Source organism: Bacillus sp. AY18-3 (assembly GCF_008042305.1).
Taxonomy (GTDB): domain Bacteria; phylum Bacillota; class Bacilli; order Bacillales; family Bacillaceae_G; genus Bacillus_A; species Bacillus_A wiedmannii.
Genome location: NZ_QKQR01000022.1, coordinates 1 through 17429 on the forward strand (window position 1 = coordinate 1; position 17429 = coordinate 17429).

At 32.4% G+C, this 17429-nt stretch carries 20 protein-coding genes and 1 pseudogene; all 21 read left to right on the top strand.

Annotation, left to right across the window (positions count from 1 at the left end; translation table 11 throughout):
* Window positions 1–171 precede the first annotated feature (171 nt).
* A complete protein-coding gene (locus DM800_RS19440) occupies window positions 172–432 on the top strand; it encodes a hypothetical protein (RefSeq protein ID WP_147787374.1) in 261 nt (86 codons plus the stop codon).
* A gap of 4 nt (window positions 433–436) precedes the next feature.
* Window positions 437–634 carry a hypothetical protein gene (locus tag DM800_RS29675; protein WP_147787375.1) on the top strand — a complete coding sequence of 66 codons (198 nt, stop codon included), beginning with the start codon at window positions 437–439 and terminating at the stop codon, window positions 632–634.
* Between the two features lie 52 nt (window positions 635–686).
* The gene (locus DM800_RS19450; RefSeq protein WP_147787376.1) at window positions 687–1001 is read left to right on the top strand and encodes a DUF5592 family protein; all 315 of its coding nucleotides are present in this window, start codon (window positions 687–689) and stop codon (window positions 999–1001) included.
* Between the two features lie 62 nt (window positions 1002–1063).
* Window positions 1064–1732 (top strand): hypothetical protein, encoded by a 669-nt coding sequence (locus DM800_RS19455; protein ID WP_147787377.1) that lies wholly within the window; start codon window positions 1064–1066, stop codon window positions 1730–1732.
* Window positions 1733–1746: 14 nt separating this feature from the next.
* On the top strand, window positions 1747–3684 hold the full coding sequence (locus tag DM800_RS19460) for a VirB4 family type IV secretion system protein (RefSeq protein WP_147787378.1): 1938 nt from the start codon (window positions 1747–1749) through the stop codon (window positions 3682–3684).
* Window position 3685: 1 nt separating this feature from the next.
* Entirely contained in the window at window positions 3686–4828 is a 1143-nt protein-coding gene (locus DM800_RS19465) for a bifunctional lytic transglycosylase/C40 family peptidase (RefSeq protein ID WP_147787379.1), read from the top strand.
* Between the two features lie 24 nt (window positions 4829–4852).
* Window positions 4853–5461: a hypothetical protein gene (locus tag DM800_RS19470; RefSeq protein ID WP_147787380.1), complete on the top strand. Its 609-nt coding sequence runs from the start codon at window positions 4853–4855 to the stop codon at window positions 5459–5461.
* Between the two features lie 75 nt (window positions 5462–5536).
* Window positions 5537–5779: a hypothetical protein gene (locus DM800_RS19475; RefSeq protein WP_147787381.1), complete on the top strand. Its 243-nt coding sequence runs from the start codon at window positions 5537–5539 to the stop codon at window positions 5777–5779.
* Between the two features lie 56 nt (window positions 5780–5835).
* Window positions 5836–6114, top strand: a complete 279-nt coding sequence (locus DM800_RS19480; RefSeq protein ID WP_000926961.1) for a DUF5513 family protein — start codon at window positions 5836–5838, stop codon at window positions 6112–6114.
* Window positions 6105–6962: a hypothetical protein gene (locus DM800_RS19485; protein WP_001237286.1), complete on the top strand. Its 858-nt coding sequence runs from the start codon at window positions 6105–6107 to the stop codon at window positions 6960–6962. The genes DM800_RS19480 and DM800_RS19485 overlap by 10 nt, the downstream gene beginning before the upstream one ends.
* A gap of 362 nt (window positions 6963–7324) precedes the next feature.
* On the top strand, window positions 7325–7612 hold the full coding sequence (locus tag DM800_RS19490; RefSeq protein ID WP_147787382.1) for a hypothetical protein: 288 nt from the start codon (window positions 7325–7327) through the stop codon (window positions 7610–7612).
* Window positions 7613–7629: 17 nt separating this feature from the next.
* Window positions 7630–8238, top strand: coding sequence for a hypothetical protein (locus DM800_RS19495; protein WP_147787383.1), 609 nt, complete (start codon window positions 7630–7632; stop codon window positions 8236–8238).
* A gap of 19 nt (window positions 8239–8257) precedes the next feature.
* Complete coding sequence (mobP2, locus tag DM800_RS19500; protein ID WP_147787384.1) at window positions 8258–9814, top strand: MobP2 family relaxase; 1557 nt, start codon at window positions 8258–8260, stop codon at window positions 9812–9814.
* 35 nt (window positions 9815–9849) lie between these two features.
* Window positions 9850–10278, top strand: a complete 429-nt coding sequence (locus DM800_RS19505) for a DUF5514 family protein (RefSeq protein WP_147787385.1) — start codon at window positions 9850–9852, stop codon at window positions 10276–10278.
* Between the two features lie 22 nt (window positions 10279–10300).
* Window positions 10301–10507 carry a DUF5511 family protein gene (locus tag DM800_RS19510; protein WP_147787386.1) on the top strand — a complete coding sequence of 69 codons (207 nt, stop codon included), beginning with the start codon at window positions 10301–10303 and terminating at the stop codon, window positions 10505–10507.
* Window positions 10507–12275 (top strand): annotated as a pseudogene (locus DM800_RS19515) (LPD25 domain-containing protein). Before DM800_RS19510 ends, DM800_RS19515 begins: the two are co-directional and overlap by 1 nt.
* Window positions 12276–12339: 64 nt before the next feature.
* Complete coding sequence (locus tag DM800_RS19520; RefSeq protein WP_147787387.1) at window positions 12340–13167, top strand: hypothetical protein; 828 nt, start codon at window positions 12340–12342, stop codon at window positions 13165–13167.
* Window positions 13168–13191: 24 nt separating this feature from the next.
* On the top strand, window positions 13192–13743 hold the full coding sequence (locus DM800_RS19525; protein ID WP_061401420.1) for a metal-dependent hydrolase: 552 nt from the start codon (window positions 13192–13194) through the stop codon (window positions 13741–13743).
* 146 nt (window positions 13744–13889) lie between these two features.
* Window positions 13890–14915, top strand: coding sequence for a DUF3991 and TOPRIM domain-containing protein (locus tag DM800_RS19530; RefSeq protein WP_147787388.1), 1026 nt, complete (start codon window positions 13890–13892; stop codon window positions 14913–14915).
* A 248-nt stretch (window positions 14916–15163) separates the two neighbouring features.
* Window positions 15164–15760 carry a type III toxin-antitoxin system ToxN/AbiQ family toxin gene (locus DM800_RS19535; protein WP_147787389.1) on the top strand — a complete coding sequence of 199 codons (597 nt, stop codon included), beginning with the start codon at window positions 15164–15166 and terminating at the stop codon, window positions 15758–15760.
* 233 nt (window positions 15761–15993) lie between these two features.
* On the top strand, window positions 15994–17298 hold the full coding sequence (locus DM800_RS19540) for a hypothetical protein (RefSeq protein WP_147787390.1): 1305 nt from the start codon (window positions 15994–15996) through the stop codon (window positions 17296–17298).
* The last annotated feature ends 131 nt before the right edge of the window (window positions 17299–17429 follow it).

Genomic DNA, 17429 nt, shown 5'->3' on the forward strand with positions numbered 1-17429 from the left:
GAAGAGTCATGGATCAGTAAGTAGTGGAAATGTAAATGTAAGTGGGACAACAGTGCAACGAGAGGTGCATGTCCAAGAAAAAGAAGTAAGAGCATCTGGTTTAAGACAAAGAGGTATTAAGCGAAATCGAACAGATCAATTACGAAGAAACTAATATTAGGAGGGATTAGGTTGAAAGTAATTGATATTGCCGACAGAAGAAGAGTTTATTTTGAAATGAAACAACGAGAATTACAATGTAGTATTTTAATGACTTTAGCTGGATTTGTAGCGGCAGTAATTTTATTGGTCTTTCAAATAAGGTTTGAATGGGGGCAGCTATATCATTACATTTTCATTTTGTTCCTTTTAGTATATTTTTCTTTTAATCTCTATTCGAATAATAAGTTATCAAAAGAATGTTCAAAAATAAATAGAAATCGGCAGGGATAACAATATGAGTAATTGGTTGTTTGCTATCTGCATGTTAGGAGTTGCGATTGTGATAAGCATGATCGCAACTTTTTTTAAACAGATTTTTAGATTACTAAAGCGGAAAAAGAAGAAAGAACCTAAGTGGGTTACGGTAATGAGTGCGGAGTATATCGATAAGGACTTTTTAGGTAGAACTTTTAGGAAGGGGAATGATAAATGAATTTAAACGGTGAGAAACAAGAATTACTTGTCTTAAAAAGAGGTGATCACATATGCAAATGTTACGTAATCCTAAAAATACAAAGCAAGAAATTAAAATAGCATTCTTCTATCTTATTGATGCTGGAATAATTGGTTTAATGCTGCTTTTAGCAAGTTACATGCCTAAAATTATTCCGGTTGGCGTTTTTGCAAGAATTATGTTTTTTGTGTTATTTGGAACTTTTGGACTGTTTTTATGTATTAAACCTACTAATAGTCCTACAAATCGAAACATGATGGTTATCATAGATATGTTGAAACAAGATAATAAAAGTTATCATCCGATTGAAGTTAAGAGGATAAGCAGTGAAACGGAAAATAAATAAAGGATGTAAGAGAGTGCCTAATTAGTACTCTCTTTTTATATTTCTTGAAAGGAAAGATGAATATGAAGGTTGCAGCAGTTGAACCGAAAAAAATGAAGCAAAAGAATCGGGTTGATTCTACAGAAAATAATGATAAAAAAGGCTTTATCTCAACAATTTTTGCATCATTTAAAAATACAGATGCACCAATACTTGATGTGTCGCCCTATAAAAGAATTGAAAAAGACTCCGGTATTTTAATAGATTGTAGAGATAATTTACAAGTGTATCTGAAGGTAAGGACAACAGACTTGTATTCTATGAATGATGATGATTTGAGACGTTTTATGAATCAATTAACTAATCTATGTAAAGTTTATCATGAGCCGTTTAAAGTCTTGTCCCTAACATACTCTACAGAAACAACAGAGCAGCAAGTTTATTGGAAGCGTATGGCGGTACGATTTCAAGGGAAGATGAATCGAGAGGGGGTGTCAAAAGAAGAGGCGCGTGTGTGTTATCAGAGATATTCATTAGCGGTTGAAAATTTAAATCGGGCGCTTTGGGTTGAAAAAAACTTAAAGGAACTAGCGTTTTTTATAGTTGTTTATGGGGGAAATGAAAAAGAGCTTATAAAGAACGTAAAAGATATGAAGCGCTATGGTGGTCGACAATTTGATTTACAGAACATGAAAGCAAAAGAAGTTGAAAAATTAATCTTTAAAATGCAAAACATGAATTCGGAAATGTAAAAGGAGTGATAGTAATGGTGAAACTAGGAAAAAAAGAACATCAAAAATATCTTAAAAAGGGTTATGATTTAGAGTTCATACAGAGAGTGCAGCCACAAGGTGGAATAAAGTTTAATGAGAGATATATAGCGCAGGGAGATTGCTATGTTGCATGTTTACATGTTTATTCTTTGGCCGAAGATATTCCTCCATTATGGTTAACAACCCTTATGAATAATAAAGATACACTCTCAAGCTTTGATTTAGCAACTGCGAATAAGGAAGAAGTAATTAAAGATATTAACCGTTCTATTTCTGAATTGAGAGATCGTTCAGAAACGGAACGTCGTGCAACGGATCGTGATGATGCAAACTGGGAATTACAAAATTTAAAGCTATTTGCAAATTCAATTACTCAACAAGGGGAGATTGTAAAACTTGTAACATTAAGAATTTTTATTTACGATCCAGTTTTAGAACAACTGGAAAAACGAATTGGTGACTTGAAAAAAGAGATTGCAGGACAAAATTATAAAGCGCAGGTGTATGTATTTAAACAAAAAGAAGAGTGGCAATCATTATTTGCAAGTTACGATCAGCAAATTGAATACTTGGGAACAAAAGCAGGTATTCCGCTACCATCTAGAAATATTGGGCATGGAGTACCGTTTCATCATCAAGATTTAAAAGATCCAAGAGGGATTTATTTGGGACAGACAAGTACTGGTGGAGCATTTATTTTAGATCCATTTTACTCAACAAGCACAAGAACATCATTTAGTGGATTCGTATTTGGTAAGATGGGTGCTGGTAAGTCTACTTTCTTAAAACAACTTTTAGAAGGTTTATTAGCAAAAGATTCTTTTATTAGGGGCTTTGATAAAGCAAAAGATTATTACACAATCGTACAACAACAAGGTGGTAAAATTATTGATTTAAGTGGTGCGAAAAGTAATGGCATTGTTGAAACTGGAATGATTAATCCTCTTGAAGTATTTGCAACAATTATCAATGAGACATCAGGGGAAGTTGATGAAAAAGGATCATTCTTGCAGCATTTATCTAAATTAACAAACATGCTTCGGTTTTTAAGTGTAGATATTTCGGAAACGGTTGTAAAAGAATTCCGTAATTATCTCTTAGAATTTTATATTCAGTATGGGCTAATCCCGAAAAGAGGGGAGAATAAACCGTTTAAAATTACAGGTCTACCACCTAAAGAATATCCAATCATGGAAGAGTTTCTTAAGTATTTGAACGAGGTAGAACTTGAAAAAGGTTCAACAGCACAACGACTTCGAGATCTAGAAACTTTAAGAGTACAGGTACGTGATATGGTTATCGTATATGGCGATATTTTTAATGGGCATACAACATTAAGAAATTTTGAAGATGAAAAAATTGTTTTCTTTGATATAGATGGAATTTCAAAAATAGATAAACCAATTTTCAACTGTCAATTGTTCACTGCATTAACGCTTATTTGGAGTCATGCATTAAAAAATGGACGCAGGATGAAATACTTACGAGAAGAGAAGAAATATCCATTTGAGGATCTTACTTACTTTATGGTGTTGTTGGATGAGTGCCATAATGTTATAAATTCTGAGAATAAATTTGCGAACAGATATATTTTGGAGTTTGAGAGAGAGATGCGTAAATTCTTTGCTGGTATCTTCTTTGCGACTCAATCACCACAAGAAATGTTACCGCCACCAGGTAGTAATGTAGACGTATCAGATATGAAAGCAATTTTTGAATTAACTCAGTACAAGATGTTTTTAAACATGGATAACTCAGTACTAGAAACATTAAAAAGTGTTTTGGGTGAGAGTTTAACTGAGTCAGAGTTTCGTATTTTACCAGAATTAAAACGAGGAGAAGCAATTGTACAAGTTAGCTCTACTGAAACATATAACGTTATGTTTGATCCCGATGAGAAGCAATTAGAACGCTTTAAAGGTGGTCAGTAATATGCAAACTACACAAAATACACAAGGAACAGTAGTAGATAAATATAAAAAAATTAAGAGATTGAAAAAGTTATATAGCTTATTAGGGTCTTCAGGAATCCTAGTTATTGGGGCGTGTATTCTTTCCTTAGTTGTATTAATAGCAGTAATTGGTGGTGGAGATTCAAAGAGTAAATCAGGAAGTGGTAGCCTTATTAGTGGAACTGCATCAGTAAATAATTTACCACCGGAAGTAATGCGTTGGAAGGACATGGTTGAAAAAGAATGTGCAGCTCAAGGTGTACCTGAGTTAGTTCCTTATGTGTTAGCGATCATTATGGTAGAAAGTAATGGTATTTCAGAAAAACTGCCTGATATTATGCAGTCAAGTGAGTCACAAGGTTGGAAAATGAACACAATTTCTAATCCGAAAGATTCTATTTATTATGGTGTAATGCACTTGAAGGGAGCTTTCGATGATGCAAAAATGCTAGGGATTAATGATTTATTAGCCATTGTACAAACGTATAACTTTGGTCGTAATTATGTACATTGGTTAGCAGCAAATAATAAAACACACTCTTTAGAAACTGCTGATAACTATTCCTTAACGGTTGTTGCACCTGCTGGTGGTAATAAAAATGGAACAAGAATTGGATATAGTCAAGCTGTAGCAGTTGCTTACAATGGTGGTTATCGCTATATAAATGGCGGTAACTTTTTTTATGCAGAAATGGTTAAACAGTATTTGAGTTTTGATAATGGAACTGCACCAGTTAATGGATCAGAAACTTTTAAGGCAATAATGAATGAAGCTTTGAAATATAACGGAAACCCTTATGTTTGGGGCGGTAAAACTCCCGCACAAGGATTTGATTGTAGTGGATTAACTTCGTGGGCATTTAGGGCAGCAGGGGTTAATCTAAATGGTTCAGCAGCAGAACAATACGCTGCTACTGTTCCAGTTGATCCGAAAGATGCACAACCTGGCGATTTGGTTTTCTTTAAAGGTACATATGGTGGGCCAGATCATGTAAGTCATGTAGGGATATACGTTGATGCAAATACAATGTATGATTCTGAAAATGCAGGGATTGGTTATCACCAATTTACCTCACCAGGATGGCAAAAATACTATGCAGGAATTAGAAGAGTTGCAAGATAAAAATAGAAATGGAGTGCGGAATATATGAATATGCCAACAAAAATTTTAACAGGATTACTAAGTATATCATTAGTTTTTAATGGGATTCTTATTTATAGCACCATAAAAGAGTTTGATAAGAAAGATAAAAAACATCAAGTTGATATTGCCAAAAAGGATAAGGTTATAGGTGAATTGAAAGCGAAAATGGATCACTTAAATTCAAAAGCTATGGCGAATAATGCTGATTCAAATAAAGAAAATACGAATCCTGTAGTGGATTTACAAAAACAGTATAAAGAAGTATCTAATCAATTTATTCAAGCTTATTTAAACTATTCAGTGAAAAATAAAGGGGAAAGAAGAAACAATCTATTAAAAATGACAGATAAAAAAGTAGTGGATATGGTAGCGCCTGAAACAGAAGATATTGGAGATCCAAATTTTAAATCTACTGTTAATCAAATGGCAATGTTTGTGGATTCAGCGGATGATATTTCTAATAAGTGTAACGTCTTAATAGATGTTGATTACACAATTGAAGGATTGGAAAATAAACATACAAAGATTAAAAGTTTATTGAGAGTGACATTAGAGAAGAAGGGAAATGAAATTAAAGTAGTAGATTATAGTCCGTATAGATTAAGTCGATAACTTAAAAGTGAAAAATCCCCCGCATGAAAGAATGTATCAAGCGGGGGATTTTATTTTAGAGGGGGAGATATCAAAATGAAAGAACGTGTATTAGAAATGCAACCGTTACGGGAAAATTTCAAGTTAATAGGAAAAGAAAAAGATTATATTTTTCAAGCACTTACTTACATGGGAGAAGCTAGTGCTCAAATAAGTTGGGCAAATACGGTGCTAGAAGATGTCGATAAAGTTCCGAGAGAATTAAAAGATGCAATGATACAAGTGAACCAAGTAATACATGATTTGCAAGAAAAATTAAGAAAAATAAACGCTGAATAAGGAATTTTTCCGTTGGAAAACAATTTTCACATTCTAACAGAAAGGGGTTATATGTCATGCTTTTGAGTGAATTAAAACCAAGTCATGATTATTCGAAAGAAGGAAAATATATAGTTATTAAACTTTGGAAACGCAAAAATGATTATCAAGAAATTATAATAGATTGGTTTGATTACAACCCAGGTAATAAATTTGAGTGGTTGATTGTACGTGAATGTCAACTTAATCATGGAGGAAAAAAGAAGTACACAAATTACAAATTGAAAAATATCCATCCAATAGTTAAGGTGCAAGTTCAGGTTTTTAGAAAGGGAGGAAAAGAAATATGCGTTTAAAATTTTGGGAGAATAAAGATGTGCGAAAGCCAGCTAATGCAAAAAGAAAAGCATATTTATTAACCCTGGGAAGCTTTGTGACAATGTTTTTTGTACTTTGTATTTCGCCAGTATTTAGCGGTGCAACATATAAATTTGAGGAAATGAAACCAGGTGAGTATAAAAGTATCACAACATTAGTGAAAATATCAGTTGCAAGAAAAGAGTATAATCCAGCTAATAAAACACTTCGCATTGATTATGAATTAAGGTCTGATAACGATCCTCAACTTTTAAGTAATATGAAATATAAAGTAGAAACTAAATACATTAATCAAAAGGATAATAACGTGAAAACGAAAGTATATCGTGCAAGCGATAACTACATTGTTGTAATTAGTGAGAATGTACCGGAAGGGTTTGGTGCACTTTCATCTATCGTTAAGCCAGAATACATACACCCTGAATTACAAACAGATCCAAATGATTTAAAAGATAGAAGCATAAAAACGTATGTCTTAGAGGGAAATAAGATAATTAATAAAGATTTAAAAGTAGAATCAAAAGACTTCTATGAAAAAGATTATCTTACTTTCTCACAAAAAGGGCTTAATAAAGAGATTAAAGATATGAAGCAGAAAATTGAGAATAAGAATTTTGCTATTGAACAATTAAAGATTAAGAATGACAAGCTAACAAAAGAAATGAACTTCCAAACTGAAGCTGAAAAAACAAAAACAAAAAACATAATAAACTCAAATATATCAACAATTAATAGAAATGAAAAAGAAATCAATGAGTTAAAAGAAGAAATAAAAATGAAAGAAAAGAAAATTCAATTGTTGAATGAAAAGAAAAAAACGGTCTAAAAAAGCGAGTTTTAGACACATACAAAACGCATACAAGCACATACAAAGCACATAAAAACACCGAAAAACGCATACGAAACGCATACAATTCAAAAAAAGACGTACCAGTTAAAGAGCTTTAGAAACCCAATAGGCACAGCCTATTTCACCACTTTGACCTCAAAGTGGGATGGGGTTTCCTTATGCTCTTTCTTTTATTTAGTTTCTTGTCATTGGAAGTGTGATCTTACTGTACTATTTAAATAATAGTTTGAGGTAACTTGTTTACCTTTAGCGTTTAGGTATGTGTATTAATTAGTCTAATAAAAGAACTTAATTCTAAAGTGAATTAAGTTCTTTTATTTATTGAAAGTGGTGAGTATATGGATATTCATGTTCGTAATACCAATCCAAATCATATAGCTGAAATTGATAAAAGATGTAAAGAAATTGGTAAGAAATTAGGGAGACGTTACTATCGTTGGGAATATATCAATATGATATTCGAAGAGCACTTTGATCGGGAATATAGAAGGAATAAAGAAGATAAATTTGATGAAGCAGTAACAAATGTTTCTGTAACATTGGATAGACAGAGTGATAAATTACAAGAATATATCGATGTAACAAATGAGCTTGTTGCTTCGATGATGAAGTTACATGAAGGATAAGAATGGCGGTGTTTTAAGTGGCATATGAAAAGTTATTTCAATTTAGGGGGAATAAGATTCATGTTAATATCGTACAAGATTTTCAAAAACAGTACCCTGAGTATTCAAGAGAGGCGGATGTATTACGACATGCAGTAGTACTATTGGATGAAGAGATGCGTGAAAAAAAGGGTGAGGATGATCTATCGCTTTTGAAAAAAGAGGTGAAAAATTTAACGCAATCAGTTAATGCCATGAAGCAACAAATGGATGTGCTAATTAAATTGAATATGGAACTTATTTCACGATCAGGAAGTGATTTTAGTATAGAAGAAATGCAGCGAGAAGTTAAAAAGAAAATTGGATCTGCTGTTACAAAAAAATCGGAAGGGAAGTTCTCTCGAACTTCAAAGCGTGTATCTATGGAAGAAGAGAAAGAAGAAACGGTGCAGCAACAAATGGAAGTGCAAAATGAAATTAAATCATCATATAAAACAGTGAGAAACTTACCAATGATTAAAGATGATGAAGAAATATTAATGATAAATGATAAGCCGCATAAAAAGATTTGGAAGTTCGGAAGTCAATTAAATGAAGAGATAAAGTGGGAACAAATACCTGAACATAGACTTGATGAATTGAAATAATCTGAAGGAGAGATAAATTATGGGGAAGTCACCAGGTATTATTTTAACGTCTCAATATACGATTCCAAAACAAAAAAGTTTTACAACATACATTGATTATTGCACAAGAAAAAAAGCGCTTTTGCAGGATGGACACACTTTAACAAGTACAGAATTACAAGAGTTAAATCTTCTTGAATTTGCTTTAGATTCTTTTGAAATGGAGATCGATAGTACATCTTCTAGTAAAGGGAAAAAAGATATTTCTAAAAAAGAAGGTGAAGCGAAAGCAATTTTGACTTCACCTGAAAAATTCAATACGGAATCGGATTTTGTGAAATATGTTAGTTATATGGGGAGAAGGTATGCGCTAGAAAGTAAAAAGAAAATGACGAAAACTGAAGAAGAGGAATTGAATCTACTGAACAAACATATTGAAGATCTATCTCCAGAAAAAAATAAAGATGACCAGGAGATTGAAACTGAAGGAGAGGAAATATTACCTGGTGTTTTTTCAAAAGATAAAAATATAATTACAAAAAATGATTTAATAGATATTAAAAAGTTGATGGAGAAATCCCAAAATAGCGGTTCAGTTTACTATCAAGATGTTATCTCTTTTGATACAGATTTTTTAGTGAAGAATAAACTTTATGATCCTCAAACGGATACTTTAGATGAAAATCGCATCCGAATTGCTAGTCATAAAATGATGCAGCAGTTATTTAAAGACGAACAAATTGAAGAAAGTAATGGGTTTTGGTTTGCATCCATACATAGGAATACTGATCATATTCACATTCATTTTGGGACTGTGGAAAAAGAAAATAGAAGAAAAGTTGTAAAGAAAGAAGTGAACGGAAAAACGTATTATGAACCGAAAGGTAAACGAAAGCAAAGAACATTGGATCATATGAAAACCACTTTTGCAAATTCCTTAGTAGATCGGACGAGTGAATTGAGTCGGATTTCAAATTTAAGAAATGATTTAGTGCAAGAAGTTAAAGAACAGTTCCAACAATCAAAAGAAAAGAAACAAGATAGAAAGTTAGTTTTATTGCAGGAGATATACGATGGATTACCAAGTAATAAAAAAGATTGGACGTATGGCAGTAAGAAAATGCCGAAAACGACTAGAGATAAAATTGACGAGCTAACAGAGTTGTTAATGAAAGATAATCCTGTTTTAAAAGAATATAAAGAAGCGGTGGAGAAAGAATCTGATTTTCAAAAAGAATTATATGGGGAATCAGGTCGGGAAGATAAAGATTATGATAAGAATCAAATGAAAGATATGTATAAACGTATGGGTAATTCCTTACTAAAAGAATTGAAGAAAAAGAAACCTTATGAAGAGAATCCATTGTATAAATTCCAACGAAAAAATGAACAGATAAAAAAGAAATATGAAAGGGGGCGATCAGAAAAAAGGGGAGGGTATAGCAAATACTCTAAGTACAAACCACCGTTAATACGTAAGAAAGATGTTCGAAACATTGAAGCAGCATTGAATGATGATTTAACGAAATGGCGTGCAGAAAGGGAATATGAAATTGTACAACAACGTATTGCAAGACAACAAGAAATGGATTATTAGATTTTAAAAATAGATGTATCAAAGGAGTGTTTTGAATGAGTGAAAAAATTTATTATTCGATAGTTTCAAGCGTGAGATTCAGTCGGAATGAGGAGAATAGAAGATTAATAGAAGAATATATACAAAAGGGTGAAATTCATTTTCTGACAAGAGAAGATGATTATGGTGATTGTTTCGAAGTTGATTTTGAAAAAGTAATAACTGAAGAAATAAGTGAGGATTGGATACTGGAAACGGTTATTGATTTTGCTAAGAAATACAAAATTACAGAATTTGAATTGTGGAAAAAACATGAGAATGAATCAACATATAACAAAGGTTTTGGAATTGCAATTGAAGGATTTATGGAGAATCCAATTATGAAATTTAAGGAAGTTTACTCGGGGTCATTAGAAGATTGGAATTTATCTTGGAAAAAAGGTAAACAAACTTATGAAAAAATATATTTTAAATTAGCGCTTTAATATTAGAAAGGTAGTGTAGAAAATGTGCCAGCAAAGTCTATATATGATTAACCATGTGGATCAAGTGAAGAATGAGATTCATCTAAAAAAGTATTTATTTAATAAACAAGTAATCGTAAATGTTTCTAAAGAAGAAGTGGCAGCATATGTCCAATCCTTAAATGAAGCAGTTGGACATGGAAGTGTACCATTTGTTGAATATGATGAGGAACGAGGGGTAATTTGTTAATGGCTTACACAAAAAAGAAATATACACCTAAGACAAAAGAGCAAATAAAAGAAGAAACAAAAGAAATTATGGATAAGGTTCTTACTGATATAACTAAGTATTACAGATCCCCTGAGGATATGTTAGAGTTAGCAAACTTTATGGCGAAGTTTAGTAATTATTCTCCTAAAAACATGCAGTTAATTAGATCACAATTTGAGAGTGCTTATGCATGTGCGAATTTTAAAGTTTTTAAAGATGCTGGATTTCATGTGAATAAGGGTGAAACAGCAATGAAAGTTTTTCATCCTTATGTAAAAGAATATGTGAGAGATCCTAAAACAAAATTAGCAATCCCTTTAGGGAAATTAACGGAAGAACAAAAGAAGCAAGTAAAGAATGGAGAATTAAAAGTAGAAAAACAAACAAATTATTACTTGAAAGCTACAGCGTTTGATATTTCGCAAACGAATGCCAAACCTGAAGATCTGCCGAAAATATTCCCGAATCGTCAGTTTAACTTTGAAATTAATGACGAAAATAAAGAACTATTAAAGATCGGTATCCAGGCATTAGCTGAAAAAGAAAACATTAAAATTAAAACAATGGGACAAGGTGCATTGGTGAAAGAATTAGGAAATGTTCATGGTGCATATGTTCAAGTTTTGGATTCATCTTATTCTCAAATTGTGATGAATCCAAGAAATACTGAGACGAATGAATTATCTGTCGCTATACATGAATTAACTCATGCGAAGTTACATGGAAACAAGATAGATCCTTTAGAACATACACCAACCAAAGAATTTGAAGCAGAATTAACATCCTATATTGTGTGTAAGCATTATGGAATGGATACAAGCGAATCAGCAATACTTATATCGCCCAATGGACAAAAAATGGACAGGATATAGAAGAGAAAGATAAATCTATTATGCGTGTTCATGAGACAGCAAGTAGCTTCATTAACACAATTGACAAGAAAATTTCTGAATTGCAAAGGGAGATGGAAAAGAATATGGAAAAGAGCAAAGGAGAAATAAAAGATGTGTATTTAGTGCGCTATGGCGCTTTAACAAGTACTGAAGAAGAAATTGTAACTGTGCGTGAATTACGTGAAAGAGCAGGTAGAGACAAGTCTTATAATGATGTGGAAAATGCTAACACTTTAAACGATAGAAAGTACATTGAAGAGTTCAATAATAACAATAAAGTAAATTGTATTGCACTAGATCATAAAGAAATTGATAAACCTATGGTTGTTATCCAGTGGTCTGAAGCTGATTTAGAAACAAATAAAGCAATTCCTTTTGGTGAAGCAAATGCAATGATGAGTAAACGAATTGCAGAAATAGATATTGAGTCTGAAAAGGCAAAAGAGAAAGGTGAATATGTTCCTTATGAGCAAACTCGCTATCATTTAATTCTTCCAAAAGAAATGGACAAGGTTTTTAATCGAATGGAAGTCATTACGATGGATCGATTAGATTTAGGTGATGGAGGATATAAGTCTCCATATGAGCAAATATTAAATGAAAAAAGATATTTATCGGATGAAGTAAAACAAGCATTGCATCAAGAAATAAATGAATATGAACAAACAAAAGGTCAATCTAATCCTGAAAAACTAAGAGCAGTAAATCCTACTGTAATTGGTGAGATTCAACAGGATAAGGTTGACCATTTTTCTTCTAAAGAAACAGAACAAGATGAAGGTACAGCAGCTGCTAATAAACAAGAAGCTAGAAGAATGGCACGTATGGTTTACATGCAGCAGATGGAAAGATAAAAAGGACACTTTAACCGGTGTTCTTTTTTATTGAAATATTAATTGATAAGGAGAAGAGAAAATAATGGATAACTTTGAAGTAGTAACCGATATACAGCAGAAAACAAACCAGGAGATTTATGAAAAAGTAGGAATAGATCTAGAAAGACATTGGGAGGGATATGAAATTCAATTATCTGAAGATAATCGAGTTATAGAAGAAATTCATCCTAATATGCGTTTAAATCTTGGTGAATTATATGCTGTTGTTAATAGATATGGGACAGAAAAAGAGCAGAAAAATATAGATGATATTGACAAGTACCTTGAACCATATTATCAGGCAGATCTTATTAAAACAGAATTTTATGAGACACCTATTGTAAAAGTTTCAACAGACAAGCAGCAGAATATGAAAGTGGAGTGTATTTCTGAGTACATATCAGATAGTGATATTGATTTTAATTTTAATCATTCTGTATTTGAAGCGGTGAATCAGATAAATCACTCTATTAGTGAAGCACATAAAGAAACAATGCAAGGTGATGTCGAATATAACGGGCTTTATCCTATAAATGAAGATGTTGAAGAGAAACGAATTGCACCGATTCAATATATTGAAGAGAAGACATATCAAGATGGAGATATTCATTTTAATCCATTAGATGGGATTTCGAATGATTATGAAGATGAAACAGAAGTTTATCGAATGGAGTCCACTAAAACGGTTGGATCAGTTAAGAAAGGATATGGCGCTATGCAGGTAAAAGAAGCAAAAAGTAACCCTAGTGCTGGGAAACGGTATATTGGAAAAGATACAGTTCATCATGAAGAACATGCACATGTTTCTTCGGACAAGGAACAAGCAAAAAGACAACATATGATGCGACAAATGAGTGGTCGAGATTATTAAATAATAAAAGGGGTGCAAGTACAAATGAAGTATAAAACTCACCTTACAACGAGCCTAGCGGTCGCTCTGCCTGTTTTAGCTTCAACGGGCAACCTCACGGTCGGAAATGTTATAGCGGTTAGTTTTGGGGCTTTATTGCCTGATATAGATGAACAACATTCTTGGATCGGCCGAAGAACTCGTGGAGTATCAGATCTTATGAATACGGTATTTGGTCATAGAGGAATCACACATTCGCTATTTGGATTAGTGCTTGTGTTGATTCCTATTTTATTTGCAGTAGGAATGACACCTCTATCATTTACGAACGGTATGTGCATATTTGCTGGTTATTTCCTACATTTGGTGGAAGATAGTTTCTCTAAAAAAGGTATTAAGTGGTTGCTGCCATTATCAAATAAAAATTTTCAAAGCGGTTTTAATGTCTTTTATTACAGCTACAACGGTATAGCTGAGAAGCTAATTTTAATGATTAGCACAATTGTGGTTGTATATGAGCTTTATTCGTATGGAATAACAAGCTTCCAACCTGGGAATTCAGAAATCTTAGGAGCTTTTAAATCATTATTTGATTGAGTGGTGAAATTTATTCTTTAGAACTGAAAAAGGAGGTGATGTTTAGTTTTAGACAGCAATTACTAAAATGATTTAGCAAACATAACAAAAAATTCGGGAAAGACCTTGTGAATGATACAAGGTCTTTTTTTATTGGAGGAATCGCTTTGGAAAATCAAACGAAAAACACAAAAAAATATACAAAAGAAGATATTGAAAAAGCCGCAGCACTTGATATTGTTGATTATTGTATGCAAAATGATATTCCTGTAAAGAGCGACAGTGAGCGTTATTATCGTCTTGTAGATCATGACAGTCTAATCATTGATAGAAAGAAAAATCAATTCTACTGGAACAGTAGAGGTGTTAATGGCAATATTATCAATTTTGTTCAGGAGGTCGAAGGAGCATCTTTCCCTGGAGCTATGCAGCGGTTACTTGAAGGGGAAAAAGATTATGAAAAGGCTTCAGAGGTTAAATACGTAAGTGAACCTTATGACTATGAACAATTTTCTAAAAAAGAAGTATCTCATTTTGACCGAGCAAAAGAGTACTTGGTGAATGATAGGAAGATTGATCCTCAAGTAGTAGATGCTTTGCATAATAAAGGCTTGATTAAGCAAGATAAGTACAATAATGTATTGTTCTTATGGAAAGACCGTGAAACTGGAGCAGTGATGGGTGGATCAGAGCAAGGCGTGGTTAAATCAGATAAATATAAACGTGGAGCGTGGAAAAATATCCAAAAAAACTCTACAGCGAACTACGGCTTTAATGTACTAAATGGTGAACCTCGAAATTTAAAGTTTTTTGAATCATCAATTGATTTATTGAGTTATGCATCACTACATAAACGTGACCTTAAAGATACACATTTAGTGAGTATGGAAGGATTAAAACCACAAGTAGTATTTAATTACTATTTGAAATCTCGTGAGCGACTTGGTGATGAACCTGATAGTGTATCACTATGTGTAGACAATGATAATGCAGGTAGAGCCTTTGTGGACAGATTAATACATTTACGTTATGAGAAAAATGATGGTAGTGTTGTAGTAATAAAACCTGAATATCCTAAAGCTCCTGAGGGAGAGAAAAAATGGGATTGGAATGATGAATGTAAACGTGTTTTTAAACAGCAAGAACAAGGAAGAAAGGCTGCTTATTTACAACAGGTGAGTAGAGAAAGATAAAATCACAAATTGTGGGAAGTTTATAAAAAACGAGCTTAAAATATTGAATTGTTTTCATGTATTATGTATAATTTAAGTAAGAAAGATAGGAGCAGTTTTTCGGAGTACGCTCGGCTAAATAAAAAAACCGATACTTGATAGGAGCAGTTTTTCGGGGTACGCTCGGCTAAATAAAAAACCGATAATGATGTATGCGAAGACACTTACAAATTAGTAAGTGTCTTTTTTGCGTTTAAGGGGCGAGAATAATGAAAACAGGGGATTATGTCCAAATAAGAGATACTTATTTTACAGATCATGAGGATTTGAAAGAATTTCTTATCAATAAAGAAGAAAGAAGATTATATGTTGGGGTTATTGTGAAGATTGATGATCAAAATGCATGTATTCCCTTCCGCTCAAAAACACCCAATAACGGTCGGGTAGCTGCAAGAGGGACATTTCCAATCCCTTCTAGTACAAGACCTGAAGCGTGTTTAGATTTAACTAAGACTTTAATTATTAAAGAAGAATCTTATTTAAAAATCCTGGATGAAAAAACAATTAAAATTCCTGAGACACAAAAGAAAAAAATTAATGAAAATATAGATGAGATACAAAAAAAACTTGATAAGTACCTGGAAGGATATAAAAAAGCAGAAAAGTCTGGTCGTATATCAAGGGATGCATTATTTAAATTTAGTACTCTTCAAAATTACCATGAAGAATTAGGGATAAAAAAAGAATTTAAAGTAGAAAACGAGAAAGAAAAAGATAGAAATGATTCCAAAGTAGAGAATGTGCAGAAGGATCAGGAGAGACAAAGAAGATTAGCGTACATGCGGCAAATGGGGCGTGAGAGATAAAAAGGACAACATAGCGCTATGTTGTCCTTTTAAGTGCGATGTGTAAATGTACACAAATACACAAATACACAAATACACAAATACACAAATACACAAATACACAAATACACAAATACACAAATACACAAATACACAAATACACATTTACACATGCTCGCGATGTTATTAGGAGTAGCATAATCAATGCTGCTCCTTTTTTAATTTGAAATTTTAATAATGAGAGGAAGAAGAAAATGAAATATCAATTAGAATACGATAAGGTATTAACAACTAAAGAGAATTTTGTTTTAGAAAAAACAGGAGAAATTATTTCAAGTGTTTCAATGTTAATTCGTTTTGGAAAGGTTTTTGAAGGGGATTCTTCAAATGGTTTATATATAACGAATGTTGATGGTGAAGATTTTACCTTACCAGGATTATTAAGAATTGCTTATGACTCTGAAACAAAGGAATTTAGTTATTATCCACACGAAGTTCTAGGTGACAATTATGAAATTGTTGGTTATACAAAAGATGTTGGAGTAGGATTTTCTGAAGGATACTTTATTAATAAAGAAGAATTTGAAGAGATTATTGAAAAATATGGTCACTTCTTTGCTTCTGATAAGTCCTTACAAAGCTGTGCGTATTGGGTTCATGAAATTGAAGAAAATGATAATCAAAATAATGAAGTAGAAACAATTGAGGAATATTTTTCTATGGCTTTGGGAGTATCTAAATTAGAGACGTATGGATATATTGCAAGATATAGTGAGGAAGTTCCAGTTTGGTGTTTCCTTTTAAAACGTGATGGTGCTAAAGGGGAAAAATATTATGGTGAGCACTGTCCTTTGAATAATATAAATCTAGAAGATTTATTACAAGTATTTTCTTTGTTTTCTAAGCAAGATAGAAAAATATTTGTAGATACAGAAGGCTATTTATACAAAGACAGGGACTATTTATTTAAAAATGAATTTGTATTAAATCCAAAACCATTAGAAAAGAATGCTCTGAATTTGGAACACTGTACACTAGAGGAATTTATTATTGAAGATAGTTTGTATGACTCTGATAAAGAGTCTTATGGATATATTGCAAGGACCAGCGAGGAACAACCAGTTTGGTGCTTATTCTTAAGTAGTGAGGATTCTGAAGGGGAGAAATATTGCAGTGGTCACTACCCTTTGCATATTACGGATATGGAAGATCTGATTAAAGTTTTTTCCTGGTACTCAAAACATGAGAAAAGTTTAATCGTAAATACAGATGACTACTTTTTTGCAAGAGAAATAAAGGAAATGAAATATCCAAATCGTGTAGAAAATAATCTTTCAAATTCAACTAACTATTTAATTGAAAAAGAATATGATGATCGTTTTTTAATTCATCGAGAATTAGAAGATAAAGAAATTAGTCGGTATTCAGAAGATGAAATATGTGTATACAATGGCAAACGATACTTAGGATCAATTATAATTTGCTCTTCAGAAGAGGAAGCGATAGCTGTTGTAAAGAGTTATTGGAGAGCAATTGATATTTTAACTGAAGGTGATTGAAGATAGAGTAGTAATACAAAGCAAAGAATCAATAACAATAGTAAGAGCAGCATAACTATATGTTATCTTTACGTAAAATGTGAACATGTATAAATGTACACATATAAACATTTATACATGTTCACGATGTT

Excerpts from the sequence above, each read along its gene's own strand:
- DM800_RS29675 (WP_147787375.1), top strand. The coding sequence starts at position 437 with ATGAGTAATTGGTTGTTTGCTATCTGCATGTTAGGAGTTGCGATTGTG.
- DM800_RS19450 (WP_147787376.1), top strand. The coding sequence starts at position 687 with ATGCAAATGTTACGTAATCCTAAAAATACAAAGCAAGAAATTAAAATA.
- DM800_RS19455 (WP_147787377.1), top strand. The coding sequence starts at position 1,064 with ATGAAGGTTGCAGCAGTTGAACCGAAAAAAATGAAGCAAAAGAATCGG.
- DM800_RS19460 (WP_147787378.1), top strand. The coding sequence starts at position 1,747 with ATGGTGAAACTAGGAAAAAAAGAACATCAAAAATATCTTAAAAAGGGT.
- DM800_RS19465 (WP_147787379.1), top strand. The coding sequence starts at position 3,686 with ATGCAAACTACACAAAATACACAAGGAACAGTAGTAGATAAATATAAA.
- DM800_RS19470 (WP_147787380.1), top strand. The coding sequence starts at position 4,853 with ATGAATATGCCAACAAAAATTTTAACAGGATTACTAAGTATATCATTA.
- DM800_RS19475 (WP_147787381.1), top strand. The coding sequence starts at position 5,537 with ATGAAAGAACGTGTATTAGAAATGCAACCGTTACGGGAAAATTTCAAG.
- DM800_RS19480 (WP_000926961.1), top strand. The coding sequence starts at position 5,836 with ATGCTTTTGAGTGAATTAAAACCAAGTCATGATTATTCGAAAGAAGGA.
- DM800_RS19485 (WP_001237286.1), top strand. The coding sequence starts at position 6,105 with ATGCGTTTAAAATTTTGGGAGAATAAAGATGTGCGAAAGCCAGCTAAT.
- DM800_RS19490 (WP_147787382.1), top strand. The coding sequence starts at position 7,325 with ATGGATATTCATGTTCGTAATACCAATCCAAATCATATAGCTGAAATT.
- mobP2 (WP_147787384.1), top strand. The coding sequence starts at position 8,258 with ATGGGGAAGTCACCAGGTATTATTTTAACGTCTCAATATACGATTCCA.
- DM800_RS19505 (WP_147787385.1), top strand. The coding sequence starts at position 9,850 with ATGAGTGAAAAAATTTATTATTCGATAGTTTCAAGCGTGAGATTCAGT.
- DM800_RS19510 (WP_147787386.1), top strand. The coding sequence starts at position 10,301 with ATGTGCCAGCAAAGTCTATATATGATTAACCATGTGGATCAAGTGAAG.
- DM800_RS19520 (WP_147787387.1), top strand. The coding sequence starts at position 12,340 with ATGGATAACTTTGAAGTAGTAACCGATATACAGCAGAAAACAAACCAG.
- DM800_RS19525 (WP_061401420.1), top strand. The coding sequence starts at position 13,192 with ATGAAGTATAAAACTCACCTTACAACGAGCCTAGCGGTCGCTCTGCCT.
- DM800_RS19535 (WP_147787389.1), top strand. The coding sequence starts at position 15,164 with ATGAAAACAGGGGATTATGTCCAAATAAGAGATACTTATTTTACAGAT.
- DM800_RS19540 (WP_147787390.1), top strand. The coding sequence starts at position 15,994 with ATGAAATATCAATTAGAATACGATAAGGTATTAACAACTAAAGAGAAT.